Origin of the sequence: Streptomyces sp. NBC_01571 (genome assembly GCF_026339875.1) — a bacterium.
GTDB lineage: Bacteria > Actinomycetota > Actinomycetes > Streptomycetales > Streptomycetaceae > Streptomyces.
On the sequence record NZ_JAPEPZ010000001.1, the window covers coordinates 4087248 to 4114045 of the forward strand.

General features: G+C 72.3%; 21 protein-coding genes. 9 read left to right on the plus strand and 12 right to left on the minus strand.

Annotated elements, in window-relative coordinates:
* Positions 1–4 precede the first annotated feature (4 nt).
* Positions 5–805 carry a sugar phosphate isomerase/epimerase family protein gene (locus OHB41_RS18350; RefSeq protein WP_266699317.1) on the plus strand — a complete coding sequence of 267 codons (801 nt, stop codon included), beginning with the start codon at positions 5–7 and terminating at the stop codon, positions 803–805.
* 193 nt (positions 806–998) lie between these two features.
* Positions 999–1934 (plus strand): hydroxymethylbilane synthase, encoded by a 936-nt coding sequence (hemC, locus tag OHB41_RS18355; RefSeq protein ID WP_266699318.1) that lies wholly within the window; start codon positions 999–1001, stop codon positions 1932–1934.
* Between the two features lie 57 nt (positions 1935–1991).
* Here hemC and OHB41_RS18360 read toward each other — a convergent pair whose 3' ends face one another.
* Positions 1992–2912, minus strand: coding sequence for an EamA family transporter (locus tag OHB41_RS18360; protein ID WP_266699319.1), 921 nt, complete (start codon positions 2910–2912; stop codon positions 1992–1994).
* 88 nt (positions 2913–3000) lie between these two features.
* Here OHB41_RS18360 and OHB41_RS18365 point away from each other — a divergent pair, with 88 nt between their 5' ends.
* From OHB41_RS18365 to OHB41_RS18375, 3 genes are all read left to right on the plus strand, one after another.
* Positions 3001–3918 carry a LysR family transcriptional regulator gene (locus OHB41_RS18365; RefSeq protein WP_266699320.1) on the plus strand — a complete coding sequence of 306 codons (918 nt, stop codon included), beginning with the start codon at positions 3001–3003 and terminating at the stop codon, positions 3916–3918.
* Between the two features lie 331 nt (positions 3919–4249).
* The gene (locus tag OHB41_RS18370) at positions 4250–6082 is read left to right on the plus strand and encodes a glycoside hydrolase family 3 protein (protein ID WP_266699321.1); all 1833 of its coding nucleotides are present in this window, start codon (positions 4250–4252) and stop codon (positions 6080–6082) included.
* Positions 6083–6193: 111 nt separating this feature from the next.
* Positions 6194–6826: a hypothetical protein gene (locus tag OHB41_RS18375; protein WP_266699322.1), complete on the plus strand. Its 633-nt coding sequence runs from the start codon at positions 6194–6196 to the stop codon at positions 6824–6826.
* Positions 6827–6850: 24 nt separating this feature from the next.
* On the opposite strand, the gene OHB41_RS18380 is transcribed toward OHB41_RS18375, so the two are convergent.
* Positions 6851–8311 carry a S28 family serine protease gene (locus tag OHB41_RS18380; protein WP_266699323.1) on the minus strand — a complete coding sequence of 487 codons (1461 nt, stop codon included), beginning with the start codon at positions 8309–8311 and terminating at the stop codon, positions 6851–6853.
* A gap of 141 nt (positions 8312–8452) precedes the next feature.
* Complete coding sequence (locus OHB41_RS18385; RefSeq protein ID WP_266699324.1) at positions 8453–8842, minus strand: hypothetical protein; 390 nt, start codon at positions 8840–8842, stop codon at positions 8453–8455.
* 182 nt (positions 8843–9024) lie between these two features.
* Here OHB41_RS18385 and OHB41_RS18390 point away from each other — a divergent pair, with 182 nt between their 5' ends.
* Positions 9025–9531 carry a hypothetical protein gene (locus OHB41_RS18390; RefSeq protein ID WP_266699325.1) on the plus strand — a complete coding sequence of 169 codons (507 nt, stop codon included), beginning with the start codon at positions 9025–9027 and terminating at the stop codon, positions 9529–9531.
* A gap of 11 nt (positions 9532–9542) precedes the next feature.
* On the opposite strand, the gene OHB41_RS18395 is transcribed toward OHB41_RS18390, so the two are convergent.
* From OHB41_RS18395 to OHB41_RS18405, 3 genes are all read right to left on the minus strand, one after another.
* Positions 9543–13262 carry an ABC transporter ATP-binding protein gene (locus OHB41_RS18395; protein WP_266699326.1) on the minus strand — a complete coding sequence of 1240 codons (3720 nt, stop codon included), beginning with the start codon at positions 13260–13262 and terminating at the stop codon, positions 9543–9545.
* Positions 13263–13677: 415 nt separating this feature from the next.
* Positions 13678–14613 carry a serine hydrolase gene (locus OHB41_RS18400; RefSeq protein ID WP_526024932.1) on the minus strand — a complete coding sequence of 312 codons (936 nt, stop codon included), beginning with the start codon at positions 14611–14613 and terminating at the stop codon, positions 13678–13680.
* Positions 14614–14751: 138 nt separating this feature from the next.
* Entirely contained in the window at positions 14752–14988 is a 237-nt protein-coding gene (locus tag OHB41_RS18405) for a hypothetical protein (RefSeq protein ID WP_266706574.1), read from the minus strand.
* A 365-nt stretch (positions 14989–15353) separates the two neighbouring features.
* On the opposite strand from OHB41_RS18405, the gene OHB41_RS18410 reads away from it, so the two are divergent.
* A complete protein-coding gene (locus OHB41_RS18410) occupies positions 15354–16160 on the plus strand; it encodes an endonuclease I family protein (RefSeq protein WP_266699327.1) in 807 nt (268 codons plus the stop codon).
* 67 nt (positions 16161–16227) lie between these two features.
* On the opposite strand, the gene OHB41_RS18415 is transcribed toward OHB41_RS18410, so the two are convergent.
* The 3 genes from OHB41_RS18415 to OHB41_RS18425 form a co-directional block, all read right to left on the minus strand.
* Positions 16228–17916 carry a thiamine pyrophosphate-binding protein gene (locus OHB41_RS18415; protein ID WP_266699328.1) on the minus strand — a complete coding sequence of 563 codons (1689 nt, stop codon included), beginning with the start codon at positions 17914–17916 and terminating at the stop codon, positions 16228–16230.
* Entirely contained in the window at positions 17913–18902 is a 990-nt protein-coding gene (gene speB, locus OHB41_RS18420) for an agmatinase (RefSeq protein WP_266699329.1), read from the minus strand. The genes OHB41_RS18415 and speB overlap by 4 nt, the downstream gene beginning before the upstream one ends.
* A 373-nt stretch (positions 18903–19275) precedes the next feature.
* Entirely contained in the window at positions 19276–20745 is a 1470-nt protein-coding gene (locus tag OHB41_RS18425; protein ID WP_266699330.1) for a sodium:solute symporter family protein, read from the minus strand.
* A 258-nt stretch (positions 20746–21003) separates the two neighbouring features.
* On the opposite strand from OHB41_RS18425, the gene OHB41_RS18430 reads away from it, so the two are divergent.
* Together OHB41_RS18430 and OHB41_RS18435 are read left to right on the plus strand one after the other, a co-directional pair.
* Positions 21004–22596 (plus strand): PucR family transcriptional regulator, encoded by a 1593-nt coding sequence (locus OHB41_RS18430; protein ID WP_266699331.1) that lies wholly within the window; start codon positions 21004–21006, stop codon positions 22594–22596.
* A gap of 144 nt (positions 22597–22740) precedes the next feature.
* Complete coding sequence (locus OHB41_RS18435) at positions 22741–23529, plus strand: phosphatase (RefSeq protein WP_266699332.1); 789 nt, start codon at positions 22741–22743, stop codon at positions 23527–23529.
* A 77-nt stretch (positions 23530–23606) separates the two neighbouring features.
* Here OHB41_RS18435 and OHB41_RS18440 read toward each other — a convergent pair whose 3' ends face one another.
* The 3 genes from OHB41_RS18440 to OHB41_RS18450 are packed head-to-tail and all read right to left on the minus strand — an operon-like array spanning position 23607 to position 26694.
* Entirely contained in the window at positions 23607–24578 is a 972-nt protein-coding gene (locus tag OHB41_RS18440) for a cation diffusion facilitator family transporter (protein WP_266699333.1), read from the minus strand.
* Between the two features lie 20 nt (positions 24579–24598).
* Positions 24599–25489 (minus strand): acyl-CoA thioesterase II, encoded by an 891-nt coding sequence (gene tesB / locus OHB41_RS18445; protein WP_266699334.1) that lies wholly within the window; start codon positions 25487–25489, stop codon positions 24599–24601.
* Positions 25490–25536: 47 nt separating this feature from the next.
* Positions 25537–26694, minus strand: coding sequence for an acyl-CoA dehydrogenase family protein (locus OHB41_RS18450; protein WP_266699335.1), 1158 nt, complete (start codon positions 26692–26694; stop codon positions 25537–25539).
* Between the last annotated feature and the right edge of the window lie 104 nt (positions 26695–26798).

Consider the following 26798-nt stretch of genomic DNA (forward strand, 5'->3'; position numbering starts at 1 on the left):
GTCCATGAAGCTGGCCTTCTCCACGCTCGGCGTGCCCGGGCTCCCCGTCCCCGACGTCGTACGACTCGCCGCCGCGCACGGCTATCACGGCGTGGAACTGCGCGCGCACCCCGAGGAACCGGTGCACCCCGGGCTCGGGCCGGCCGAGCGGGCCGGGGTGGCCGCCGCGTTCGAGGCGGGCGGTGTCGAGATCATGGGCCTGGCCGGGTACACGCGGGTGGCGGCGCCCGGTGACGACGCCCACGTCGTCGCCGAGATCCGCGAACTGCTGGACCTGGCGCGGGACCTGTCGGCCCCGTTCGTCCGTGTCTTCCCGGGCGCGAGCGCCGACCAGAGCGCCGAGGAGGCCGACTCGACGGCGGCGCGACGGCTCGGCACGGCCGCGGAGTACGCCGCCGACGTGGGTGTACGCATCCTGCTGGAGACCCACGACTCGCACCGCACCGGCGCGGACGCGATGCGGATCCTGGGTCTGGTCGGCCATCACCACGTGGGCGCGCTGTGGGACGTCATGCACACCTGGCTCGGCGGCGAGGAGCCGCCGTCGACGTACGCGGCCCTGTGCACGTACCTCGGCTATGTGCAGGTCAAGGACATCGCGTCCGCCGAGGACACCACCCCGCTCCCGCTGGGCGCGGGTGTTCTGCCGCTCGCGGAGTGTGTGGAGCTGCTCTCCCGGGAGGGCTGGGACGGCTGGCTGTGCTGGGAGTACGAGAAGCGGTGGTACGAGGCCGCCGCGCCGCTACCGGAACTGCTGGGCCCGGGCCGGGACCATCTCGGGCGTCTGCTGAACGAGTCGGCGTAGGCCCGCCCCGGCCCCTCCGGACCCGGCACCGGACCGCCCCGCGCGGACCGGCACCGTACCCCGTCGCCGCGCCCCCTCTCCGCACCCACCGCCCCACCCGTGTTCGAGGACCACCGCGCCGCCTCCCCGCCACCACCTGGGGCGATCGCCTTACCCCCCACTCACCCCCGGCAAACCGGCTATCGTGGTCGGCATGTCGGCCCCGGAACTGATCCGTATCGTCTCCCGCGACTCCCCCATGGCCTTGGCCCAAGTGGAGCGCGTACGAACCGAGTTGAGCGCGCTCCGTCCAGAGATCCGCACCGAGGTCGTCCCGGTGAGGACCACCGGCGACAAGTGGATGGGCGACCTGTCCAAGGTCGAGGGCAAGGGCGCGTTCACCAAGGAGGTCGACGCGGCGCTGCTGGCGGGCGAGGCCGATCTCGCGGTGCACTGCGTGAAGGACATCCCCGCGGACCGCCCGCTGCCCGCGGGAACGATGTTCGCCGCCTTCCTGGCCCGGGACGACATCCGCGACGCGCTGATCCACCCCGCCGGGCTCACCCTCGACGAGCTGCCGCAGGGCACCCGGATCGGCACCTCCTCGGTGCGGCGCGTCGCCCAGCTGGCCGCCTCGCACCCGCACCTGGAGTGTGTGCCGTTCCGGGGCAACGCCAACCGCCGGCTGGAGAAGCTGGCGGCGGGTGAGGCGGACGCACTGCTGCTCGCGGTGTCCGGGCTCGAACGCATCGGCCGCGCGGACGTGATCAGCGAGACCCTGTCGCCCGAGACGATGATGCCGCCGATCGGCGCGGGCATCCTGGCCCTCCAGTGCCGCGAGGGCGACACGGACCTGATCGAGACGATCAGCGACCTCGGCGACCCGGACACGCACCGCGAGGCCACCGCCGAGCGCATGTTCCTGCACGTGCTGCAGGGCCACTGCAACTCGCCGATCGCGGGCTACGCGAAGGTCGGCGGCGGCGGCGAACTGTCGCTGCGCGCCTGCGTGTTCACTCCGGACGGCAAGACGGTCCTGAACGCGCACGAGTGGGCGGGCCGTCTCGACGCCGCGACCCTCGGCACCTCGGTCGCCGTCGCCCTGCTGCGCCAGGGCGCCCGCGAACTGATCGACGGCATCCCGCACTGACCGGCCGGCATCCACCGCCCGGGCTCGGACCCGGGGATGTCGGCCAGGGCCGTGCGCTCACGCCTGCTCCCCGATCCGGTCCCGCGCCGGTCCGTCCGGCGGACGGACCGGCGCGCGGGCCGTCCATGAGGGTGCCAGGGAGGTCAGGGCCACCCCTCCCACCAGCAGCGCCGCCGCTCCCCAGCGCAGGGGGCCGACCGACTCGCCCAGGAACAGGGCCGCGGACGACATGCCGAAGACCGGGACCAGCAGGGAGAAGGGCGCGACGGTGGACGCGGGGTGGCGGTGCAGCAGCCACCCCCATGCCCCGAAGCCGAGGACGGTCGTGATCCAGGCGACGTAGACCACGATTCCGGCGCCCCGCCAGTCGAGGGCGCGCAGCGCGTCGAGGTCTCGGGCCGGGCCCTCCGTCAGCAGCGAGAGGCCCAGCAGCGGCAGTACGGGGACGGTGCTCACCCAAACCATGAAGTTGAGGGAGTCGGGCGGGGACGCCCTGCGGGTGAGGACGTTGGACACGCCCCAGCAGGCCGCCGCCGCGATCACCAGCGCGAAGGCGCCGAGCGGGCCGCCGGTGCCCTCGTCCACGGCGGCCAGGCCCACCCCGCACAGGGCCACCGCCATACCCGTGAGCCGTACACCGGTGGGCCGTTCACCCAGGACGACGTAGGCGATCAGGGCCGTGAAGACGGCCTGGATCTGGAGGACGAGGGACGACAGGCCGGCCGGCATCCCGGCGTCCATGCCGATGAAGAGCAGTCCGAACTTGGCGACGCCCAGGACCAGTCCGACCGACACGATCCACTTCCACGCGACCTTGGGCCGCCCCACGAAGAACACCGCGGGCAGGGCGGCCACCAGGAAGCGCAGTGCCGAGAAGAGCAGGGGCGGGAAGTGGCCGAGGCCGACCTCGACGATCGTGAAGTTCACACCCCAGACGGCGGCGACGAGGACGGCGAGACAGATGTGGGCGGGTCGCATGGGTCGAGGATCACGCCCGTGAACCGTTAAGCACCAGCGAATCCTGCTGCATGGTTGGATGAAGCATTCCTGATGGAAGGGGTGGGCCGTGCTCGATCTCCAGCGTCTGCGCGCCCTGCACGCCGTCTCCGTGCACGGCACGGTCGGCGCCGCCGCGGCCGCGCTCGGGTACACGCCCTCCGCCGTGTCCCAGCAGATCGCCAAACTGGAGCGGGAGACCAGGACCGTACTTCTCGAACGGCGCGGACGCGGTGTGCGGCTCACCGAGCAGGCCCTCCAACTAGCCTCCACCGCACAGCAGTTGATGGCCATCGTGGAGCGGGCCGAGACCGAGCTCGAGGAGCGGCGCGGGGTGCCCGCGGGCCGGCTGGACCTCGCCGCGTTCGCCAGTGCGGCACGCGGGCTGCTGCCCGCCGTACTGGCCGACCTGGCCGTCCGGCATCCGGCCCTCGACGCCCGGCTCACCGAGATCGACCCCCATCTCTCCGTGGACCTGGTCGCCAAGGGCGCCGTCGACGTGGCCGTCACGCACGACTGGGACATCGCGCCGCTCCCCGCTCCGCCGGGCGTGGAGCAGGCGGTGATCGGGGACGACCTGTGCGACCTCCTCGTGCCCGCCGGGCATCCCTTCGCCGGGCGGGCGTCCGTGCGGCGGGAGGAGCTGGCCGGCGAACGGTGGATCTGCCAGCCGCCCGGCCGGGTGTGCCACGACTGGCTGGTGCGCACCCTGCGCGCGGCGGGCTGCGAGCCGGACATCGTCCACCAGGCGGACGAGAACCCGACCCTCGTCGCCCTGGTCGCGGCCGGGCTCGGGGTCGCGCTCCTCCCCCGGCTCGGGCGTGGCGCGCTTCCCGACGGGGTGGTGGAGGTGCCGCTGGACCCGATGCCCGTACGGCGGCTGTACGCGGTGTGGCGCACCGGCGCGGCACGGCGTCCTGCCATCGCGGAGACGGTTCGCACCCTTCGGTCCCACTGGTCCTCGGCGTCCCGGCACGACGCGCCGTGAGCAGCGCCTCGACGCCTCACCGGACCCGCCCGGCACTCCCGTACCGACTTCGGCGATCAGCCGCTATCCGGGAACCCGGACCCGTGCCGGCCCGTCCAATCCGCATGCTGCCGCACGAGTCTCGCAGTGCGGTGTCGGCCTCGCTGCTGGCTGCGATCGCTGACCACCCTCTCCGCCGCCTGCGGCCGGCAGCACGCCGTCACCGGCGCGCCCCCCTCCAACTGCGCCGGTGACGGCCCCTGTCCGGCTACTGTGCACACCCTTGACTGGAAGAAACTTCCCGGATATTCGTGTCTCCTCGGAAGTTTCCTTCACGAGGGAAGGAGCGCTCGTGCGCGACTCCAGCACGGGAAGCACCGCACCACCGTCCAGACGTACGGTTCTCGCCGCCACCGCCGCGACCACCGCCGCTCTCGCCCTGGGCACGGTCCCCGCCCGGGCCGCCGGGGGCCATCATGACGAAACGTCACTCCGCGCCCTGATCTCCCGCATGACGCTGGAGGAGAAGGTCGGCCAGCTCTTCGTGATGCGCGTGTACGGCCACTCGGCCACCGCCCCCGACCAGGCCGACATCGATGCCAACCTCGCCGAACTCGGCGTCAGAACGGCGGCGGAACTGATCGCCCGCTACCGCGTCGGCGGCATCATCTACTTCACCTGGGCCCACAACACCCGCGACCCGCACCAGATCGCGGCTCTGTCCAACGGCATCCAGCAGGTCTCCCTGGCCCAGCCGCGGGGCCTGCCCGTGCTGATCTCCACGGACCAGGAGCACGGCATAGTGGCCCGGGTCGGCAAGCCCGCGACGCTCTTCCCGGGCGCGATGGCGCTGGGCGCGGGCCGTTCACGCGAGGACGCCCGCACGGTGGGGCGGCTCAGCGGGACCGAACTGCGCGCGCTCGGCATCCGGCAGGACTACTCCCCGGTCGCCGACGTGAACGTCAACCCGGCCAACCCGGTCATCGGCGTGCGCTCCTTCGGCGCCGACCCGGACGCGGTGGCCGAGCTGGTGACGGCCGAGGTGCAGGGATACCGCAGCGCGGGCGTGGCCGCCACGTCCAAGCACTTCCCGGGGCACGGCGACACCGCCGTGGACAGCCACTTCGGCTTCCCGGTCATCACGCACAGCCGTGAGCTGTGGTCGGGTCTCGACGCCGTGCCCTTCCGCGCCGCGATCCGGGCCGGCATCGACTCGATCATGACCGCCCACATCATGGTCCCGGCGCTCGACCCGGCCGGCGACCCCGCCACGCTCTCCCACCCGATCCTCACCGGCATCCTGCGCGAGGAACTCGGCTACGACGGTGTCGTGGTGACGGACTCGCTCGGCATGGAGGGCGTGCGCACGAAGTACGGTGACGACCGCGTCCCCGTACTGGCCCTGAAGGCCGGCGTCGACCAGCTCCTCAACCCGCCGTCCATCGACGTCGCCTGGCACGCCGTGCTCGACGCGGTGCGCGGCGGCGAGCTGACCGAGGCGCGCCTCGACGAGTCGCTCCTGCGCGTCCTGCGCCTCAAGGCGAGACTCGGGCTGCTGGAGAACCCGTACGTCGGCGACGGCGGGGTCGACCGCGCGGTCGGCACCGCGGCCCACCTCAGGGCGGCCGACCGGATCGCCGAACGCACGACGACCCTGCTGGTCAACCAGCGCGGCCTGCTGCCGCTCTCCCGCCGTGCGCACAGGAACGTGCTCGTCGTGGGCGCCGACCCCGCCTCGCCCTCCGGCACCGACGGCCCGCCCACCACCGTCCTCGCGACCGCCCTGACCGCGCTGGGCTTCACGGCGACGGCGCTGTCCACGGGGACGGCGCCGACCGAGGCGGCCATCGGCCGGGCGGTCGCGGCCGCCTCAGGGATGGACGCCGTCATCGTCGGGACGTACAACGTCACGGCGGCGAGTTCCCAGCGGACGCTCGTCGAGCGGCTGGTCGCCACCGGCGTCCCGGTCGTCGTGATCGCCATCCGCAATCCGTACGACGTGGCGCATCTTCCGTCTGCCGACGCCCACTTGGCGGCGTACTCCTGGACGGACGTCGAACTGCGGGCCGCCGCACGGGTGATCGCCGGCCGGGCGAAGCCGCGGGGCAGGCTTCCGGTCGCGGTGCAACGGGCGGACGACCCTGCTCAGGTGCTGTATCCGATCGGGTACGGAATGACGTATTAGCCCTACGTCGCAGACCGGACGCACCACCCCCGACAGACGCAAAGCACCCCGGATGTCTGGCGTGTGCCCGCCGCGGCGGGTCACGCTGGGCAGGGGTATCGGGGGGAAGACATGCGAGCCAGCTCGGTGGGTCGGCGTTGCGTCGGGGCGGTGTGCGCGCTGCTGCTGGCCGTCACCGCGCTCGCCGGCTGCGATCGCTGGTCGGCCTCCGACGACGCCGAACCCCGCCCGGTGACGACCTCGGCCCGACCCTCCGGCTACGGCGCGGTGTTCCTCGAGGTCGCCGAGTGCAGTTCCTTCGGGACGACCAGCTTCACCGAGGTGCCCTGCACCAGCGAACGGGCCGCCGCGCGCGTGATCGCCCGCTACGACGGCAGGGTCGCCGACGGTCCGCTGTGCCCGCCGGCCACCGACTTCGTCCTGCACATCAGCGAGACCCGGCCCACCGCGGACGAGAACGGCGACGGCGCGGTCCCGCAGGGCTACGCCTGCATGCGCAAGCTGGAGGCCCCGCACCCCGGTGACCCGGGCGGCGGCGGAGGTCCCCGCACGATCGTCGGCGACTGCGTCTACAGCGCGGGCAGCGGTCAGGTCCGCGAGACCGCCTGCGACGGCAAGGGCAGGAAGCCCCCGCAGTACCGGGTGACCTCGGCGGTCGTCGACCGCTCCAAGTGCCCGTCCAGCACGGCTCTCTACGTCCAGTTGGGCGGCGGCAGACCGGTGGGCTGCGCCCGCCCGGTATGACCGGCGGGCGGGCGCAGTCGCGCCTTACGGGCGCAGCGCGGGCTCGCGCTCGATGTCGCGCCGGTCGAGCCTCGCGTCGAATCCGGCCAGCGGCCGGGCCGCCGACGGGTCGGCCTGGACGGCCGCGGAGGCGACACCGGCCCATTGCAGGATGCGGGCCGTCGCGAGCGCCTTCTCGTCGGGGACGAGACCGGCGACGTTGGCACCGTGGTTGAGGCCGGGGGCGGTGAAGACGTACGCGTCACGGGCGCCCCTGCCGAGGCGGAAGCGCTCCGCGCCCCACGGGTCGTTCTGGCCGTAGACATACAGCATGTGGTGGGCGTGGTGCGCGACCCATGTGTCCACGTCCCGCATCGCCGACCGCTGGAAGGTCATCGGGATGGAGCGCGGCACGAAGTTCCGCGGCGGCTGGTAGCCGTAGCGGATCAGCTTCTTCTCGATGGAGGGGAAGTGGATCGTGGGCGCGCCGAGCTGGGTGCCCGCCTGGTAGTAGTACGGCGTGTACGTCTCCAGGCCCTGGTCTGTGTAGGCCGAGAAGCCGGAGATGGTGTCGACGGAGTCCCAGATCGCGTCGTCCGTGGCGTGCGGCGCGTCGGCCGGGATCGTCGCGCAGTCGGCGAGCAGGCTGTACTGCCAGAAGCCCCACACGTAGTCGAGGACGACCGCCTCGTAGGCCTTGTCCAGGCTGCCGATCGTGGTGAAGGTGTAGCCGTTGTCGGCCGCGTACTGCGCGTACTTCTTCTCCAGCGGCTCGCGGCGCACCAGCGCCTCGCGCTGCACCGCGTTCAGCTTGTCGCGGCACTCCTTGGTGCCGACGTTCCTGAAGAAGCGGTCGTACGCGGAGTCCTCGTCGTTCACCACGTCGTTGGGGGCGACGTAGGCGACCACGCCGTCCATGTCGCGCGGGTAGAAGCGCTCGTAGTACGTGGCGGTCATACCGCCCTTGGAGCCGCCCGTCGAGATCCACCTCTGGGTGTAGACGGGCTTGAGGGCCTCGAAGATGCGGTGCTGGTCGCTGGCCGCCTGCCAGATGTCGAGCTTGGACCAGTCGGCCGGCTGGGGGCGGGACGGGGTGAAGAAGCGGTACTCCATCGAGACCTGGTTGCCGTCCACGATCTGGGTCGGCTCGCGGCGGCTCGGGGTCGTGGAGACGTTGTAGCCGCCGGTGTAGAAGACCGTCGGGCGGGCGGTGTCCTTGTGCAGCACCGTGATGCGCTGCTGGAACGTCCCCCTGGACGGGTGCCGGTGGTCGATCGGCTGGGTGTAGTCGAGGACGAAGAAGCGGTAGCCGGTGTACGGCTTCTCCTCGATCAGGCTCATGCCCGGTATCGCGAGAAGACGGTCCTTGATGTCCCCGGTGGTCGTGCCGGTCGTGCCGGTCGTGCCGGTGGTGGCCTCCGGCTCGGCCGCGGTGGCCGCCCCGGCCGTGCTCAGCGTGCCTATGAGCACCGTGAGCGCCAGCAGCCATCTGAGCGCCTTGCGCATGCACCCTCCCCTGGAGTTACACAGATGTCCGCCGGAACCTAGCGGAGCAATGGGTGTGACACCAGGGGGACTTGAGGGAACCCTGTGACTTCTCTGTGATTCAGCCGAGAATCGCCGGGCCCCCGGCCGGGACCGCCCAGCTCAGCACAGGATCCAGCCCGAACTCACGGAACCCGAGCCGACCGAGCCCCTGATGCGGACGCAGCGGTGGCCCGCGTGGACGGTGACCGGGCCCGCGTGGTGCGTGAAGCGGCCCGCGTCGACCACCGGCCGGTTGCCGCGCGCCTGCACGCTGACCGACATCGGCCGTTTCTTCGACTGCTGCTCCTTGGGAACCGTCACGGCGCAGACGTAACCGCCGCTCCGGTAGAGCTGCACGGAGCCGGTCGCGAAGGGGACCGTGCGCACCTTGCGTCCCGAGCAGTACGAAGCGGCCTGCGCGCTCCCCGGGCACACCAACGCGAGCAGCCCGGAGGCGGTCAGCACAGCCAGGCCGAGCGCCATGCGCCGACGGATCGCACCACTGTCCACAATCGCCCCTCCCCGACCATTGAGCGTACTGGTGTACGGACGCAGAACGTATGTCGGATGGTTGCGTGCGCCCGGCCGTCCGCCCCCGCCCGGTGACCCGGACGGGTTTTTTTCCGTTTTCGGGGCAACCGCGCCGCTTTAGCCGGTGTCCAACTGGTCAGAAAAGCGAAAGGTGGTACCCGATGTCCCGCACGTCCCGTTCCCGCTCGAACCGGTCCCGCACGTCCCGTTCCCGCGCCGCTGTCGGCGCGCTCGTCGGCGCCGCGCTCCTCGCCGCGGCCGGAGCCTCCGTGCCCGCGTTCGCCGGTTCCCCCGCTCCCCCGCCCGTACGCGGCGGCGCCAACGGCCCGGCGTACGACCGGGTGGCCGACTTCTACGGCGCCTACATCGACGCCGTGACCGACCAGGGCGCCGGCCGTCTCGGCTCCCAGCTGCGCTCCTTCTACCTGACTTCGGGCCTGCGCACCCGGCTGGCCGGGTGGGAGAGCCGTGAGCACGCCGACGGCGTCCTGCGTGCCCAGGACGTGCCGCGCGCCTGGAAGGTGACGGCGGGCGACAGCGGCGCGGGCCACACCTGGTCGACCGTCCGCCTGACCTGGGGCTCCGCGCAGCACCCGACGTACACCTATCTGGCCGTCCAGTCGGATCTGTCGACGAAGAAGATCTCCGACATCAAGCAGAAGGGCTGAGCGGGCGGGCGTCAGGCGGAGGAACCGACCGGCTCCTCCGGCTCCGGCGCCCCCACGAAGGTCCGCCACAGCTCCGCGTACCGGCCGTCGAGCAGGAGCAGTTCGTCGTGCGTGCCGTCCTCCGCGACCCGGCCGTGGTCCATGACCACGACCCGGTCCGCGCGGGCGGCCGTGGTCAGCCGGTGGGCGACGACCAGGGTCGTACGGCGGCCTGCAAGCCGGTCGGTGGCCTGGTTGACCAGGCTCTCCGTGGCGAGGTCGAGCGCGGCGGTGGCCTCGTCGAGGAGCAGGACGTCGGGGTCGACGAGTTCGGCGCGGGCCAGGGCGATCAGCTGGCGCTGGCCCGCGGAGAGGTTGCGGCCGCGCTCGGCCACCTCGTGGAGGTAGCCGCCGTCCAGCGTGGCGATCATCTCGTGCGCGCCGACCGCGCGGGCGGCGGCCTCCACCTGGGCGTCCGTGGCGCCGGGGCGGCCGTAGGCGATGGCGTCGCGGACCGTCCCCTGGAAGAGGTACGCCTCCTGCGGGACCACCCCGAGCCGGTGGCGGTAGGAGGTGATGTCGAGGGCGCGCAGGTCGGTGCCGTCGACGGTGACCCGGCCGCCCGTCGGATCGTAGAAGCGGGCGACCAGCTTCACCAGCGTCGACTTGCCCGCACCGGTCTCACCGACGAAGGCGACGGTCTGCCCGGCCGGGATGCTCAGGGAGACACCGCTGAGGGCCTCCTCGTCGTCGCCGTACGCGAAGCCGACGTCCTCGAAGGCGATGTCGCCGCGCAGGGAGAGCACCTCCAGCGGCTCGGCGGCGGCCTGTGTCGACGTCGGTTCCTGGAGCAGCTCCTGGATGCGGCCCAGCGACACCGTCGCCTGCTGATAGCCGTCGAAGACCTGGGAGAGCTGCTGCACGGGCGCGAAGAACAGATCGATGTAGAGGAGGTAGGCGACCAGCGCGCCGGTCGTCAGCGTCCCGGCGTCGACCCGGTGCGCGCCCACCATCAGCACCGCGGCCGCCGCGACCGACGACAGCAGCTGCACGAAGGGGAAGTAGACGGAGATCAGCCACTGTCCGCGGATGCGCGCCGCGCGGTAGCCGGCGCTGCCCTCCGCGAACCGCCGGCTGCCCGCGCGCTCGCGCCGGAAGGCCTGCAGGATCAGCAGTCCCGAGACCGACTCCTGGAGGTCGGCGTTGACCGCCGAGACGCGCTCGCGGGCGAGTTCGTACGCCTTCACGCTCGCCCGGCGGAAGAAGAACGTGCCGACGACCAGCGGCGGCAGTGTCACGAACACGACCAGCGCCAGCTGGACGTCGATCACCAGCAGTGCGCCCATGATGCCGAAGAAGGTGACGACGGAGACGAACGCGGTGACCAGGCCGGTCTGCAGGAAGGTGGACAGGGCGTCGACGTCGGTCGTCATCCGGGTCATGATCCGCCCGGTCAGCTCCCGCTCGTAGTAGTCGAGCCCGAGGCGCTGGAGTTGCGCGAAGATCTTCAGGCGGAGCGAGTACAGGACCCGCTCGCCGGTCCGTCCCGTCATCCGCGTCTCGCCGATCTGCGCCGACCACTGGACGAGCACGGTGACCAGCGCCAGGGCCGCCGCGGCCCAGACCGCGCCGAGGGCCATCCTGGAGACGCCCTGGTCGATGCCGTGCCGGATCAGCACGGGCAGCAGCAGGCTCATGCCGGCGTCGACGGCGACCAGGCCGAGGCTCACCAGGAGCGGGAGTCCGAAGCCGCGCAGCAGCCGGCGCAGTCCGTACGACTCCTCGGGCGTGACCGCGCGTGCCTCGTCGATGGCCGGGATGTCGGTGGCCGGGGGCAGCGCCTCGACCTGGGCGAGGAGCTCGGGCGTGGCCGGCATGCCCGCCAGCGCGTTGTCCCTGGGCTCGCGGTCGCCGGTCCACAGATGCGGGGTGACACCGCGCTCGGCGTCGAACTCGGCGTCCAGCTCCTCCCGTACCGAGGTGTCCTCGGCCGCGGCCACGGGCTGGGCGTGTCCCGGGGAGACCCCGCCCAGTTCGTCCGGGTCGGTGAGCAGCCGCCGGTACAGCGGGGAACGGTCCTGGAGCTCCTCGTGGGTGCCGATGTCGGCGAGCCGGCCGCCGTCGAGCACGGCGATGCGGTCGGCGAGGTTGAGGGTGGAGCGGCGGTGTGCGATCAGCAGGGTCGTGCGGCCCTCCATGACCTGTTTCAGCGCCTCGTGGATCTCGTGCTCGACACGGGCGTCCACGGCGGAGGTGGCGTCGTCGAGGACGAGCAGGCGCGGGTCGGTGAGGATGGCGCGGGCGAGGGCGACCCGCTGGCGCTGGCCGCCGGAGAGGGTCAGGCCGTGCTCGCCGACCTTGGTGTCGTAGCCGGCGGGCAGCTCGGTGATGAAGCGGTCGGCCTGGGCGGCCCGGGCGGCCTGCTCGATCTCCTCCTGGGTCGCGTCGGGGCGGCCGTAGGCGATGTTGGCGCGCACGGTGTCGGAGAAGAGGAAGGAGTCCTCGGGGACCAGGCCGATCGCGGCGCGCAGCGACTCCTGCGTGAGCTCGCGGACGTCGTGGCCGCCGACGAGGACGGCGCCGTGCGTGACGTCGTAGAAGCGGGGCATCAGCAGCGACACCGTCGACTTGCCGGACCCCGAGGAGCCGACGACGGCCAGGGTCTCGCCGGGCCGGATCTCGAAGGTCAGCCCGTTGAGCACCGGCCGACCGTCTTCGTAGGCGAAGGACACGTCGTCGAACTCGACGGTCGCGGGCGCGTCGGCCGGGAGGGCCTTGGTGCCGTCCTGGATGGCCGGTTCGGTGTCGATCAGTTCGAGCACGCGCTCGGCGCCGGCCCGGGCCTGCTGCCCGACGGTGAGGACCACCGCGAGCATCCGCACGGGCCCGACGAGCTGGGAGAGGTACGAGGAGAACGCCACGAACGTACCGAGCGTGATCTGTCCCCGTACGGCGAGCCAGCCGCCCAGCGCGAGCATCGCGACCTGACCGAGGGCGGGCACGGCCTGGAGGGCGGGGGTGTACCGGGCGTTGAACCGGATGGTCCGCATCCGTCCGGCGAAGAGCCGTCGGCCGACCTCCCGGAGCTTGCCGGTCTCCTGCTCCTCCTGGCCGAAGCCCTTGACCACGCGGACGCCGCTGACGGCGCCGTCGACGACGCCCGCCACGGCGGCGGCCTGGGCCTGCGCGTACCAGGTGGCGGGGTGCAGCCTGGAGCGGCTGCGCTTGGCGACGAACCACAGGGCGGGCGCGACGGCCAGCGCGACCAGGGTGAGCGGCAGGGAGAGCCAGGCCATGATCCCGAGCGAGATCAGGAAGAGGAGCACGTTCCCGATGGTCATCGGGAGCATGAAGAGCAGGCCCTGGATCAGCTGGAGGTCGCTGGTGGCCCGGCCGACGACCTGTCCGGTGGACAGTTCGTCCTGGCGGCGTCCGTCGAGCCGGGTGATCGTGTCGTACATCTCGGTCCGCAGGTCGTGCTGGACGTCGAGGGCGAGGCGTCCGCCGTAGTAGCGGCGGATGTAGGTGAGGACGTAGACGACCACGGCGGCCGCTATCAGCGCGCCCGCCCAGGGGGCCATGGAGCGGGTGTGGTTCCCGACGACGTCGTCGATGATCACCTTCGTGATCAGTGGGACGACCGCCAGCACGGCCATGCCGCCGAGCGCGGACCCGAGCGCGAGCAGCACGTCCTTCGGGTACCGCCACGCGTACCCGGCGAGTCGCCCTGCCCATCCCCGTTGACCTGCCACGCCGGTGCCTTCCGTAGATCTCACTCCGCCGGAAGACACCAACACCGGGCGAAGCGGATTTCATCCCTCCGCAACAATCATTCCCTCACCGTCCGTGGCAGTCGCACGCGCAGGGAGTACGGACGGGTGGTCCGCGCCGCGGTCCGGTTGTCGTCGCCGACCGGGAACAGGCCGAGGCGGCCGTATCGGGTGCGGCCGGTGCGGTGAGCGGGGACGGGCCGAAGGGCGTGGCGACGGATGCGTCGGGGTCCACGGCGGGTCCGGAGAGACTGCCGACGGTGCCCTCGTACCAAATCCAGGGCCTGGCGGGGCAGCTCTCGACGGCGCCGGAGGGCGAACGGGCGGGGCCGGTGAGGGCCCGGGCGGGCCGGCGGCGGTCGGCGAGGTGGCCGCCGCCGGTCCGCGGTGACCGCTGTCAGCTCGCGGGCGCGGGCACGGACGCCTCCTGCGGGGTGCCGGTGGGCACGTACCGCAGCACGCTCGCGCCGCTCGTGGAGGTGGCCGGCACGAGGTCCTTGTGAATCGCCTTGGCCACACCCTGGATCGTGCTGACGCCGTAGCTCATGGTGCTGTTCCCGTGGGTGAGCACGGTGATCATGTAGTCGTGACCTGCACCGTTGAAGGTGCCGATGCTGTGGACGCGCCAGCCGTGCGTGGAGCGCGACAGCCAGCCGTTCTTGACGTGCACGGCGACCGAGGAGGGCGCTCCGGCCGGGGTGCCCCAGCGCTGCGAGGAGATGACCTTGCCCATCAGCTTCAGCTCGTACGCGCGGGAGTTGTCGCTCAGCACGGAGTTCTTGGCGGTGAGGAGCGCGAGCAGCTTCTGCTCGTCGCGCACGGTGATCTGGGTGAGACCCCAGTAGCCGTTCGCGCCCGGCTTGGTCTCGGTCATCCCGGCGGCGGCGAGGAAACCTTTCACCTTGGTCACGCCGAGCTGCTTCCACAGCGTGGTGGTCGCGGCGTTGTCCGACTTGGTGATCATGGCCGTGGTGAGCGTCTGCTCACGGCTGGTCAGATACCGGTTGTGCTTCTTCGCGTCCCACAGCAGCGTGGCCAGCACGGTGGCCTTGACCACACTGGCGGAGTCGTAGGCGGAGGTGGCGCGCAGGGTGCAGGTCGTCTTCGTCGTCCGGTCGTAGAGGCCGACGGCGATCGTGCCCGCGCGGTTCTTCACGGCCGCGGTGATGTCCTTCTGCAGCTTGGCGGCCAGGCCCGCCTTGGCCGAGGTGCAGCTGACCTGCGGCGCCGCGGCGGCCGAGGCCGGTGCCGCAGCCGCCGCGAACGGCACGAGCACCCCGGCGCCGAGGCTCGCTGCGAGCATCCGGGCACGCCGGGATATCCGGTGAGTCATGGAGGTTCCCCATCCCCTGTCGACCAGTACGAGCGCGCCTGCGGCGCACCCGACTGTCATGACTCGCGGGGGTGACCGAAAGTTGTACGTGTGTTCGCGGGGTGCGAGTACGTGCCGCCGCCCCCGTGCCGGCGTCCCTCACCTGCGCGCCGAGCCCCACGCCTTCCGGCTCCGGGTCCCGCTGTGGACCGCGGAACCGTGGAAGCCGTGGAGCCCGGAGCCGGACGATTTCCAGGAGTACGGCACCGCGGCCGGCGCCATGGCCGCGCCGGGCACGCTCCGCATCCCGCACTCCCCGGTGAAACGGGCGTTCGGCCACGCGGCCGCCACGATCGCCGCGCTCGTCCCGGCGCTCACCCCGATCGCCGTCGCCATCGAACGCGACACCGACACGTCGCCGGCGCCGCGGCGACCGCCCGGGGGAAGAAGAACGCCACCGCGGTGAAGGCGCGTACAGCAAGACCATGTCCACCGGGCCGGGTTCGGCCACGGCGACGCTCCACCGCCTGGATCCGCCGGACGTCGGCCGATCCCCTCAGGTACCGCCGACCGGCTCCGGAAACCCGGCCCCCGGCTCCTCCCCGGTCGGGGGCCGCTCGGCGCGTCATATAGCCCGCGCGGAAGGCGACCTGCCGGATTCCGACACGGAACCGACACCGCCCGTTCATTGCCCGCATCGCATGTCCATGTCACGCTCCGGTTGCCCGCTCGATCAACACGCGTAGAACGGACTCCCCACGATGCCCGCGACAACGCACATACGCCGCTGGAAGACGCTGGCGCTGACCACATCCGCCGTCCTGGTGGGCCTCACCCTGCCGACGGTCACCGCGGCTCCCGCGAGCGCCGCGACGACCACGTACGACAGCACGTACTACAAGAACGCGGTCGGCAAGACCGGCGCGAGCCTCAAGTCCTCGCTGCACACCATCATCAGCAGCCAGAGCAAGATCTCGTACTCCGCGGTCTGGAACGCGCTCAAGGTCACCGACCAGGACCCGAACAACAGCAACAACGTGATCCTGCTGTACAGCGGCGTCTCCCGCAGCAAGTCCCTCAACGGCGGCGACGTCGGTGACTGGAACCGTGAGCACACCTGGGCCAAGTCGCACGGCGACTTCGGCGAGGTGACCGGCCCCGGCACCGACCTGCACCACCTGCGTCCCGCGGACGTCCAGGTCAACGGCGTCCGCGGCAACCTCGACTTCGACAACGGCGGCAGCGCGGTGACGAACGGCGGTGGCAGCCGCGTCGACTCCGACTCCTTCGAGCCGCGCGACGCGGACAAGGGCGACGTGGCCCGCATGATCCTCTACATGGCCGTGCGCTACGACGGCGGCGACGGGTTCGCCGACCTGGAGCCGGACGAGAAGGTCAACAACGGCAGCGCCCCGTACATCGGCAAGCTCTCCGTGCTGAAGCAGTGGAACGAGCAGGACCCGCCGAGCGCCTTCGAGGAGAAGCGCAACCAGGTCATCTACGACAGCTACCAGCACAACCGCAACCCGTTCATCGACCACCCGGAGTGGGTCGAGGCGATCTGGTAGCGGCCCGGCCGGCTGCCGCTCGGGGCGGCAGTCGGCCGGTCCGGCAGTCGTTCGGCGCGGCGGCCGTTCAGCCGTCGAGGTGCGTGGGCGCGAACATCCGCAGGACCGCCGGGAGCAGCACCACCGACGGTCCGGGGGTCGCCAGCGCCTTCGACAGGTCCGCTTCGAGCGTCCCGGGGGTCGTCCGGATCCCCGGGACACCGAAGGACTCGGCGAGGGCCACGTAGTCCGGGCGGGCCAGTTCCGTCGCCGTGGCCTGGCCGAAGGCGTCGGTCATGTACTCGCGCAGGATGCCGTAGCCGCCGTCGTCGACGATCAGCCAGGTGACGTCGAGGCCGTACTGCTTCGCCGTGGCCAGCTCGGCGATCGAGTACAGCGCACCGCCGTCGCCGGAGACCGCGAGGACCGGGCGGGTGGGGTCGGCGGCCGCCGCTCCGAGGGCCGCCGGGAAGCCGTAGCCGAGACCGCCGGCGCCCTGGGCGGAGTGCATGGCGTTGGGCCGGCGCGGGTCGAAGGCGGACCACGCCCAGTACGCCAGGATGGTCATGTCCCAGAAGGACGGGGAGCCGTCCGGCAGGGCGCGGCGCACGGCCGCCAGCACGTCCTGTTCCAGGGTGAGTTCCTGCGCGGCGATGCGCTCGCCGACCCGGGCGAGCAGCGTGCGCACGCGCTCGGGCGCCGTCGGGTCGGGGCGCTCCTCGACCGTCTCCAGGAGCGCGGCGATCGCGAGCCTGGCGTCGGCGTGGATGCCCAGTGCCGGATGGTTGGACTCCAGCTTGCCGAGGTCGGCCTCGATCTGGACGACCCGGCCGCGGGGCTTGAACGTGTGGTAGTTCGAGGAGAGTTCACCGAGACCGGAGCCGACCACCAGCAGGACGTCCGCGTCCTCCAGGAGGTCGGTGGTGTGCCGGTCCTCCAGCCAGGACTGGAGGGACAGCGGGTGGTTCCAGGGGAAGGCGCCCTTGCCGCCGAAGGTGGTGACGACGGGGGCGTTCAGCCGCTCGGCGAGCTGGAGCAGCTTGCCGGAGGCGTCCGCCCGGACGACACCGCCGCCAGCGATGATCGCGGGGCGGGCGGCCGTGGACAGCAGGTGGGCGGCGACCGCGGTCAGTTCGGGGCGCGGGACCACCTCCTCCGGGGTGGCGTCCATCGCGGTCACGACCGGCAGGTGCGTCGGGGCGAGGAGGACGTCCTGCGGGATCTCCACCCAGACCGGGCCGTGCGGGGCCGTCAGCGCCGACTCCCAGGCCGCCGCGAGGGCGGAGGGGATCTGGGACTGCGTACGGACGGTGTGCACGGACTTCACGATGCCCCGGAACGAGGCCTGCTGGTCCGGGAGTTCGTGCAGATAGCCGTGGCGCCCGCCGCCCAGTCCGGCGGTCGGGATCTGGCTGCTGATCGCGAGGACGGGGGCCGAGGCGGCGGCCGCCTCCTGGAGCGCGGCGAGCGAGGTCAGCGCCCCCGGGCCGGTGGAGAGCAGCAGCGGCGCGGCCTCCCCCGTGATCCGGCCGTACGCGTCCGCAGCGAACCCCGCGTTGTTCTCGACGCGCAGCCCCACGTACTGGAGCGACGAGCGGCGCAGCGCGTCGAACATGCCCAGCGCGTGCTGGCCGGGCAGGCCGAAGACGGTGGTCGCGCCGAGCCCGGAGAGGGTCTCCACGACCAGGTCCCCGCCGTTGCGCCCCGGGGGCGGGTCGAGCGCGGCTGAGGTCTGGGCGGCCGTGGGGCGGAGCACCAGGTCGTGGTCGTGGGTCACTTGGTCCGGGCCTCCGCGATCTGACGGGACATGATCGTGGTCAGTTCGTACGCCGTGTGGGACGCGGCGACGGCGGTGATCTCGGCGTGGTCGTAGGCGGGCGCGACCTCGACCACGTCCGCGGAGACCAGGTTGCAGGAGGACAGTCCGCGCAGGATCTCCAGGAGTTCGCGGGAGGTCATGCCGCCCGCCTCCGGGGTGCCGGTGCCGGGCGCGTGCGCCGGGTCGAGGCAGTCGATGTCGATGGAGATGTAGAGCGGGCGGTCACCGATGCGCTGGCGCAGCTGGTCGGCGACCTCGTCGGCGCCGCGGCGGTAGATGTCCGCCGAGGTGACGATGCCGAAGCCCATCTTCTCGTCGTCGGTGAGGTCCTGCTTGCCGTACAGGGGGCCGCGGGTGCCGACGTGGGAGAGGGCGGAGGTGTCGAGGATGCCCTCCTCGACGGCGCGGCGGAACGGGGTGCCGTGGGTGTACTCGGCGCCGAAGTACGTGTCCCAGGTGTCGAGGTGCGCGTCGAAGTGGAGCAGGGCGACCGGGCCGTGCTTCTTCGCCACGGCGCGCAGCAGGGGCAGCGCGATGGTGTGGTCGCCGCCGAGGGTCATCAGCCGGGCGCCCGTGCCGAGCAGCTCGTCGGCCGCCGCCTCGACGGTCTCCACGGCCTCGTTGATGTTGAACGGGTTCGCCGCGATGTCACCGGCGTCGGCGACCTGGGCGAGGGCGAAGGGGGAGGCGTCCTGCGCCGGGTTGTACGGGCGCAGCAGGCGGGAGGCCTCGCGGATCGCGTTGCCGCCGAAGCGGGCGCCGGGCCGGTAGGAGACCCCGGAGTCGAACGGCACGCCGACCACGGCGACGTCGGCGGTGCCGACCTCGTCGAGGCGGGGCAGCCGGGCGAAGGTCGCGGGGCCGGCGTACCGCGGGACGCGGGACGAGTCGACGGGGCCGCGTGGCTGACTGCCGCCTGCTGCCGGGTTCTCGGTGCTGCTCATCGTCGGACTCCTCCAGGTGATACCGGTGATGCGTGGTACGGGTGATACGGGTAGTACGTCTTCCAGTGTCGCGGACCCCGACCACCGGAGTCCGCCCGGCCCGGCCGCCCCACGACGACCGGCCCGAAACTCTTCAGCCCTCCTCGGCCGCCCGGCCGCCGGCACCGGGAGGCGACGGCGCCCCCTTCAGGGTCCGGTGGGCGAGGAGGCCCCTTCACGACCCCGGGGAGGGCGGCGCCCCCTCAGGGGCGCGGGGAACCGCGCGACCAGCCACGAACGACCCGCGGCCAAACACGACCCCCAGCGTTCTCGGGCCCTCGGGGGCCGGGACCCCGAGAGCTCGCGCCCCGCGAACCCGGGGACCGATCCCCACTCACGCCGACACCCTCTCCCCCTCCACCGAGGGAACCCCACGCCCCGCCAGCCGCTCGCGCCAGGCGACCAGCACCGCCGGATCGGTCGCGGGTGTGACCAGGGACACGACCACGTACACGACCAGCGAGGACAGCAGCCCGTAGTAGACCGGCTCGTTGGCGAGGACGCCGTACGCCGCCATCAGCCCGACCACCGCGAGCCCGCCGACCACGACGGAGGCGAGCGCGCCCTGCGCGGTCCCGCGCTTCCACAGCAGTCCGCCGAGGATCGGCACGAGCAGGCCGCCGACGAGCAGGTTGTACGCGACGGTCAGTGCCTCGACGACGTTGTTGAGCGCGATGGCGGTGCAGATCACCGCGACGCCCATGACGAGGATGAAGGCCCGGTTGCCCTTGACCTCGTCGTGGTCGCCGCCGTGCTCCTCGCCCGCGGGCCGTACGGCTCCGCGCAGCCGGGACCAGATGTCGTTGTTGGCGACGGTGGCGCAGGCGATCAGCGCGCCGGAGGACGTCGACATGACGGCCGCGAGCGCCGCGGCCAGCACCAGCCCGCGCACGCCGACCGGGAGTTCGTCCTTGACGATGGTCGCGAAGGCGGCGTCGGCGCTGGGCAGCGTCGGGTAGAGGACCTTGGCCGCCGTGCCGATGACGGCGCCCGCTACGGCGTACACCAGACAGTAGGTGCCGGCGACCGTGCCGCCCCACCTCGCCGTGGTGTCGCTGCGGGCGGTGAACACGCGCTGCCAGATGTCCTGGCCGATGAGCATGCCGAACGTGTAGATGAGCACGTAGGTGAAGATCGTCTCGCCGCCGATGCCCAGCGGATCGAAGTACTCGGTGGGCAGCTTGGCCTTCATCTCGCTGAACCCGCCGGCCTTGACGACCGCGATGGGCAGGAGCAGGAGCAGCACACCGATGGTCTTGACCACGAACTGCACCATGTCGGTGAGGGTGATCGACCACATGCCGCCGAGCGTCGAGTACGCGACGACGATCGAGCCGCCGATGACGATCGCGAGCGTCCGGTTCATGTCGAAGAGGACGTCGAAGATCGTGGCGTACGCGATGGTCGAGGTCACCGCGAGCATCAGGGTGTACGCCCACATGACGACGCCGGAGATGACACCGGCCCGGCCGCCGTAGCGCAGGTCCAGCATCTCGGAGACGGTGTAGACCTTCAGCCGGGCGATGCGGGCGGAGAAGAAGACGGAGAGGGCGAGCAGGCCGAGCCCGATGGTGAACACCATCCAGGCCCCGGAGAGCCCGTACTGGTATCCGAGCCCGACGCCGCCGATGGTGGAGGCCCCGCCGAGCACGATCGCGGCCATGGTCCCGGAGTACATCGCGGGCCCGAGGCGGCGTCCCGCGACGAGGAAGTCGCTCTTGGACTTGGCGCGGCGCATGCCCCACCAGCCCATGGCCAGCATGCCGGCCAGATAGACGACGATCACTGTGTAGTCGATGGCCATGCGGGGCCCTCCTTCGCGCACTCTCGGTGGCGTGTCGTGCAGATGCGGACGGGGACGCGGCCGGGGCGAGCGCGGTCCGGCCGGGAAGACCGGCGGCGGATCCGCGAGCGATTCCCGCCCGGTCGGTGCGGCAGCGGACCGCGGGGACAAACGCCCGTACCCGCGGCTGCCGACGGCACGACCCTAGGTGGCCGGAAGACGACTCTGAAGTGTACTTTTCATCCACTGCTGCTGAACCGGATGGAGGGAATGTCCAGCATGCCGGACGCATCCGCCCCGCCAGGCCCGCCGCCCTCGTCCGCGCCCTCGGCTCCACCGGCCCCTCCGGCCCCTCCGGCCCCTCCGGCACCGCCGGTCCCGCCGACTCCGCCGGTCCCGCTGAGCGCGCTGCTGGCCCGGGAGGACCTGGCCCTGCGCCGCATCGCGGGCCCCGCCGGCCCGGACACGGTGATCCACTGGGCCCACACCTCGGAGATGGCGGACCCGTATCCCTATCTGCTGGGCGGCGAGCTGCTGCTGACCGCGGGCGTGCACGTCCCGGAGGCGGCGGGCCCGGCCGGGGAGGCCCCCGGCCGGACGGAGTCGCGGCTCAGGGAGTACTTCGACGGCTACGTCTCCCGCATCGTCGCGGCGGGCGGCGCGGCGCTGGGCTTCGGCCTGGCGCCCGTGCACGACACGGTTCCGCGCGCGCTGGTCGAGGCCTGCGACGCCCACGGCCTGCCGTTGATCGAGGTGCCGCCCGAGACGACCTTCTCGGGGGTGGCCCGCGCGGTCTGGCAGCTGATGGCCCAGGCCCGCCTGGCGGAGCTGCGCCGTGTCACGGAGGGCCAGCAGAGTCTGGCCGCGGCGGCGGCCCGCCCCGACCCGGTTCCCGCGGTGCTGCGCCAGCTGGCCCAGCGGGTGTCCGGCCGGGCGGTGCTGTACGGGCCGGAGGGCGCGGAGCTGGCGGGTGCCGGAAGGACCCGGGAGGCAACCGTCGGGCGGGCCCTCGCCGGGCTGGCGGCGGTGGTGCGCCCCGGGGAGACCCAGGGTCCGACCCCCTCCTCCGCCAGCGACACCGTCCAGGGAACCCATCTCGCCGCCTACGCCCTCGGCGGCGGGCAGGGCTTCGTCCTCGGCGTGGCGGCGCCGCGCCGCGACCCCGGGGACCACACCATCGCCTCCGTCGCGGCCGTGCTGCTCTCCCTGCTCACCGGGGAACAGCAGAGCGGGAGCGGCGCGGCACGGTCGGCGGCGCTCGTCCGGCTGCTGCTCGGGGCCGCGCCGGAAACGGTCGCACCCCTGCTGGGCGGGGAACGGTGGACGGTCGTGCACGCGCGGCCCACGGCGGACGGTCCCGCTCCGGACGCCGTCGCCGCCTCCGCGCTGGGGACGGCGCTGGGCTCCGCGCTCATCGACGCCGGCGGCGACGTGGTGCGCGTCCTCGTACCCGGCGACGGCGAACCGGCCGCCCAGCTGGGCTGGACCTGCGGGGTCAGCGCGCCCGTCGGCCCGCACGAGTGGGCGCTCGCCGACACCCAGGCCGCCCGGGCGCTGGCCCGCGCGCGGGCGACCCGTACGGCGCTGGTACGCCACGCGGAGCGTCCCGCGCTCGCCGGCCTCGTTCCCGCGGCCGACGCGGAGGCCCACGCCCGCGCCCTGCTCGCCCCCATCGCCGCGACCCCGGCCCTCACCGAGACCCTGCGCACCTGGCTCTCCCTGCACGGCAGTTGGGACCGCACCGCGGTGGCCCTCGCCGTGCACCGCAACACCGTGCGTCAACGCGTTGCGCGCTGCGCGGCGTTGCTGGGTGCCGATCTCGACGACGCCGACGTGCGCATGGAGTTGTGGTTCGCTCTGCGGGAGCGGTGAGCGGAACGCCCGGGCGCGGCGTGGCGAGCGGTGACCGGGGGTGGCACGCCACGTCCGGTCCCGCACTCCCCCGTCGCGAGTGACGCGCGTCCCAGGGCTCGGGACAGCCGTTCCCCGGGCGGGACGCCCCGGCACAATGGGGGCATGCCAATATCCGGGACCCCCAACCGCAGCGAGCTCGTCGACCACCTCGTACGGACGCGTATCGCGGGCGATGTCGCCACGCCCCGCGAGAACAACCTCTCCCACTACCGCAAGCTCGCGAACGGCGACCGCAACTTCTGGCTCGGCCTGGAGCTCGGTGACCGCTGGACCGACGAGCAGGACGTCCTCGCGGTGATGGCGGAGCGGTGCGGTGTGAACGACGACCCGGAGTACCGGTACGGGCAGGACACCATCGACCCGGAGCTGACGGTCGACGCCCTGGACCGGATGGCGGCGCGGCTGCGCAAGGCCGCGGCCGCGAAGGAGCGGGTGCTGTTCGCGACCGGGCACCCGGGCGGGCTCCTCGACGTGCACCGCGCGACCGCCGCCGCGCTGCGTGCCGCGGGCTGCGAGATCGTCGTCATTCCCGAGGGGCTGCAGACCGACGAGGGGTACGTCTTCCAGTTCGCGGACGTCGCGGTGCTCGAACACGGCGCGACGCTCTGGCACACCCACTCGGGCGAGCCGATGCGGGCGATCCTCACCGGGCTGGAGCGCGAGGGCCGCCCGCTGCCCGGCCTGGTCGTCGCCGACCACGGCTGGGCCGGCTGCGCGGGCCAGCTCGGCATCGACTCCATGGGCTACGCCGACTGCAACGACCCGGCCCTCTTCCTCGCCGAGTCCGAGGGCACCGTCCAGGTGACGATCCCGCTCGACGACCACGTGACGAGTCCCCGGCACTACGACCCGATGACGGCGTATCTGCTCAACGCGGCGGGCCTCGCCTGACACAGCCGCGCCGGGGAGACGCCCGCGCCCGACGCCGCGCGCTGATCCACGGGGACCCGGCGACTCCCGGACAGCCCTCAGGGCCAGGGGTTCAGCCCCTCGGCCCGGCGTCGGGCGTGGCCCGGGGTCGGGTCCAGGTACACCCGGCTCACCACCGGGAACGCCTCCCGCAGTCGCTGTTCGGCCTGTTCGCAGGCCCACTCGATCTGGCCGGCGGACGACATGTCGCGGAAGTCGACCTTGGCGGCGACGAGCGCCTCGCGCGGTCCCTGGACCAGGGTCGTCAGCTCCAGTACGGCCTCCACGTGCTCCACTGCGAGCAGTTCGGCCCGGATGCCCTCCCGGACGGCCTTCGGCAGCGGACGCCCGATGAGCAGCTCCGCGTTGGAGCGGCCGAGGACCCAGGCGACGTACAGCAGCAGGAGACCGATGCAGAGGGACGCGACGGCGTCCCAGACGCCGGAGCCGGTGAGCTGCCCGCCGAGCAGACCGCCCGCGGCGAGGACGAGACCGATCAGCGCGGCCGAGTCCTCCAGGACCACGGCCTTCACGGCGGTGTCCGGGGTGTGGCGGAGGTAGCGCTTGAAGGGCGCCCCGATCCGTGCCGCCTCACCGCGTGCCTGCCGTACGCCGGTGCGCAGGGAGTAGCCCTCCAGCAGGAAGGCGACCGCGAGCACGACGTAGGAGACGAGAGTGTCGCCCAGTTCCTCGCCCGCGACGAGGGTGTGCACCCCGTCGTAGATCGAGAACACCGCGCCGCCGACGAAGGTCGCGACCGCCGCGAGCATCGCCCAGATGTAGCGTTCGGGCCCGTATCCGAGGGGGTGTTCCTCGTCGGCCGGTTTCTCGCTGCGCTTGAGCGCGGTGAGCAGCAGCACCTCGGTGACCGTGTCGGCCACCGAGTGCGCGGCCTCGGACAGCATCGCGCTCGATCCGCTGATGACGCCCGCGACCGCCTTGGCCACCGCGATCCCCAGATTGGCGAGGGCGGCGACGATCACCGTGACCGTGCTCTCGCCCGCGCCGTCGTCCTGTGCAGCTTCAGTCATGCCCCAGTCTTACCGGGGGATCAGGACATCTCACGGGGGATCCGGACGACGCCCTCCTGGATCACCGAGATGGCCAGCCGGCCGTCCTGGGTGTAGATCCGGGCCTGGCCGAGCCCGCGGCCCCCGGACGCGGACGGGGACTCCTGGTCGTACAGCAGCCATTCGTCGGCGCGGAAGGGCCGGTGGAACCACATCGCGTGGTCGAGCGAGGCCCCGACGACGTCACCGGTCACCCACCCGCCACGCCCGTGCGCGAGCAGGATGGAGTCGAGGAGCGTCATGTCGGAGACGTAGGTGGCGAGGACGACGTGCAGCAGCGGTTCGTCGACGGCGCCGTCGAGTTTGCCGTTGGTGCGGAACCACACCTGGGAGTGCGGTTCGCGGGTCTCGCCCACGGTGCCGTAGGGCGGCGGGTCGACATAGCGCAGGTCGACCGACTCGCGCGCCTCCAGGAGGCGTTCCACGACGACGGGGTCCTTGAGGACGTCCGCGTACCGCGGCAGAAGCTCGGCGGCCGTGGGCAGCGTCTCGGGGTCGGGCGCGGGCGGCATCGGGGCCTGGTGCTCCATGCCCTCCTCGTGCGCCTGGAAGGACGCGGAGAGGTGGAAGATCGGCTGCCCGTGCTGGACGGCGACCACCCGGCGGGTGGTGAAGGAGCGGCCGTCGCGGATGCGGTCCACCGAGTACACGATGGGCGCGCCGGGGTCCCCCGCACGCAGGAAGTAGGCGTGCAGGGAGTGGGCGAAGCGGTCCTCTGGGACCGTGCGCCCCGCCGCGACCAGCGCCTGCGCGGCGACCTGCCCGCCGAAGACCCGCGGGACGACGGCGGAGCGGGACTGGCCGCGGAAGATGTCCTGCTCGATCCGCTCCAGGTCGAGCAGATCGAGCAGGGACTGCAGTGCCTGACTCATGGTGTCAGTTGTACCGCGCAGTTGTTTCCGGTGATCCTTCGCGGGCCTTACAGGCCCATGTCCTTCGCGATGATCGACTTCATGATCTCGCTGGTGCCGCCGTAGATGCGGTTGACGCGGTTGTCCGCGTACAGGCGGGCTATCGGGTACTCGTTCATGAAGCCGTAGCCGCCGTGCAGCTGGAGGCAGCGGTCGATGACGCGGTGCGCGACCTCGGTGCAGAACAGCTTGGCGCTGGCGGCCTCGGCCGGCGTCAGCTCGCCCTTGTCGAGGGCCTCCAGGGCGCGGTCGGCGACGGCCTGCGCGGCGTCCACCTCGGCCTGGCAGGCGGCCAGCTCGAACTTGGTGTTCTGGAAGTGCGAGACAGGCTTGCCGAAGACGGTGCGCTCCTGGACGTACTCCTTGGCGAACCGGACGGCCGCCTTGGCCTGGGCGTACGCGCCGAACGCGATGCCCCAGCGCTCGGAGGCGAGGTTGTGGCCGAGGTAGTAGAAGCCCTTGTTCTCCTCGCCGAGGAGGTCCTCGACGGGCACCTTGACGTCGACGAACGCGAGCTCGGCGGTGTCGGAGGTCTTCAGGCCGAGCTTGTCGAGCTTGCGGCCGATGGAGTAGCCCTCGGACTTGGTGTCGACGGCGAAGAGGGAGATGCCGAAGCGGCGGTCCTCGGCGGTGGGCGCGGAGGTCCGGGCGCAGACGATCACGCGGTCGGCGTGGACGCCGCCGGTGATGAAGGTCTTGGAGCCGTTGAGGACGTAGTGCGTGCCGTCCTCGGAGAGCCGGGCCGTGGTCTTCATGCCCGCGAGGTCGGAGCCGGTGCCCGGCTCGGTCATCGCGAGAGCCCACATCTCCTCGCCGGTGACGAACTTCGGCAGGAACCGCTTCTTCTGCTCGTCGGTGGCGAGCATCTTGATGTACGGCAGGCCGAGCAGCACGTGCACGCCGGAGCCGCCGAACTGGACGCCCGCGCGGGCCGTCTCCTCGTACATCACGGCCTCGAACTTGTACGAGTCGATGCCGGCGCCGCCGAACTCCTCGTCGACACGGATGCCGAAGATGCCGAGCTCGGCGAGCTTGTGGTAGAAGTCGCGCGGCGCCTGGCCCGCGGCGAACCACTCGTCGTAGACGGGAACGACCTCGGCCTCGATGAAGGCCCGCAGGGTCTCCCGGAACGCCTCGTGGTCCTCGTTGAACACCGTACGGCGCACCGCCGCCTCCTCCGCCTGGTTACCTGACGCATGTCTAAGCGCTTGCTCAGACCTCAGGTTACCCGCCGGTCACGACGGCCGTCCAGAGCCATCGGCCCCCGCCG

Coding starts and splice junctions, on each gene's coding strand:
- OHB41_RS18350 (WP_266699317.1), top strand. CDS start 5: ATGAAGCTGGCCTTCTCCACGCTCGGCGTGCCCGGGCTCCCCGTCCCC.
- hemC (WP_266699318.1), top strand. CDS start 999: ATGTCGGCCCCGGAACTGATCCGTATCGTCTCCCGCGACTCCCCCATG.
- OHB41_RS18360 (WP_266699319.1), bottom strand. CDS start 2,912: ATGCGACCCGCCCACATCTGTCTCGCCGTCCTCGTCGCCGCCGTCTGG.
- OHB41_RS18375 (WP_266699322.1), top strand. CDS start 6,194: ATGCGAGCCAGCTCGGTGGGTCGGCGTTGCGTCGGGGCGGTGTGCGCG.
- OHB41_RS18380 (WP_266699323.1), bottom strand. CDS start 8,311: ATGCGCAAGGCGCTCAGATGGCTGCTGGCGCTCACGGTGCTCATAGGC.
- OHB41_RS18390 (WP_266699325.1), top strand. CDS start 9,025: ATGTCCCGCACGTCCCGTTCCCGCTCGAACCGGTCCCGCACGTCCCGT.
- OHB41_RS18400 (WP_526024932.1), bottom strand. CDS start 14,613: ATGACTCACCGGATATCCCGGCGTGCCCGGATGCTCGCAGCGAGCCTC.
- OHB41_RS18405 (WP_266706574.1), bottom strand. CDS start 14,988: ATGGCGACGGCGATCGGGGTGAGCGCCGGGACGAGCGCGGCGATCGTG.
- OHB41_RS18410 (WP_266699327.1), top strand. CDS start 15,354: ATGCCCGCGACAACGCACATACGCCGCTGGAAGACGCTGGCGCTGACC.
- speB (WP_266699329.1), bottom strand. CDS start 18,902: ATGAGCAGCACCGAGAACCCGGCAGCAGGCGGCAGTCAGCCACGCGGC.
- OHB41_RS18425 (WP_266699330.1), bottom strand. CDS start 20,745: ATGGCCATCGACTACACAGTGATCGTCGTCTATCTGGCCGGCATGCTG.
- OHB41_RS18430 (WP_266699331.1), top strand. CDS start 21,004: ATGCCGGACGCATCCGCCCCGCCAGGCCCGCCGCCCTCGTCCGCGCCC.
- OHB41_RS18435 (WP_266699332.1), top strand. CDS start 22,741: ATGCCAATATCCGGGACCCCCAACCGCAGCGAGCTCGTCGACCACCTC.
- OHB41_RS18440 (WP_266699333.1), bottom strand. CDS start 24,578: ATGACTGAAGCTGCACAGGACGACGGCGCGGGCGAGAGCACGGTCACG.
- tesB (WP_266699334.1), bottom strand. CDS start 25,489: ATGAGTCAGGCACTGCAGTCCCTGCTCGATCTGCTCGACCTGGAGCGG.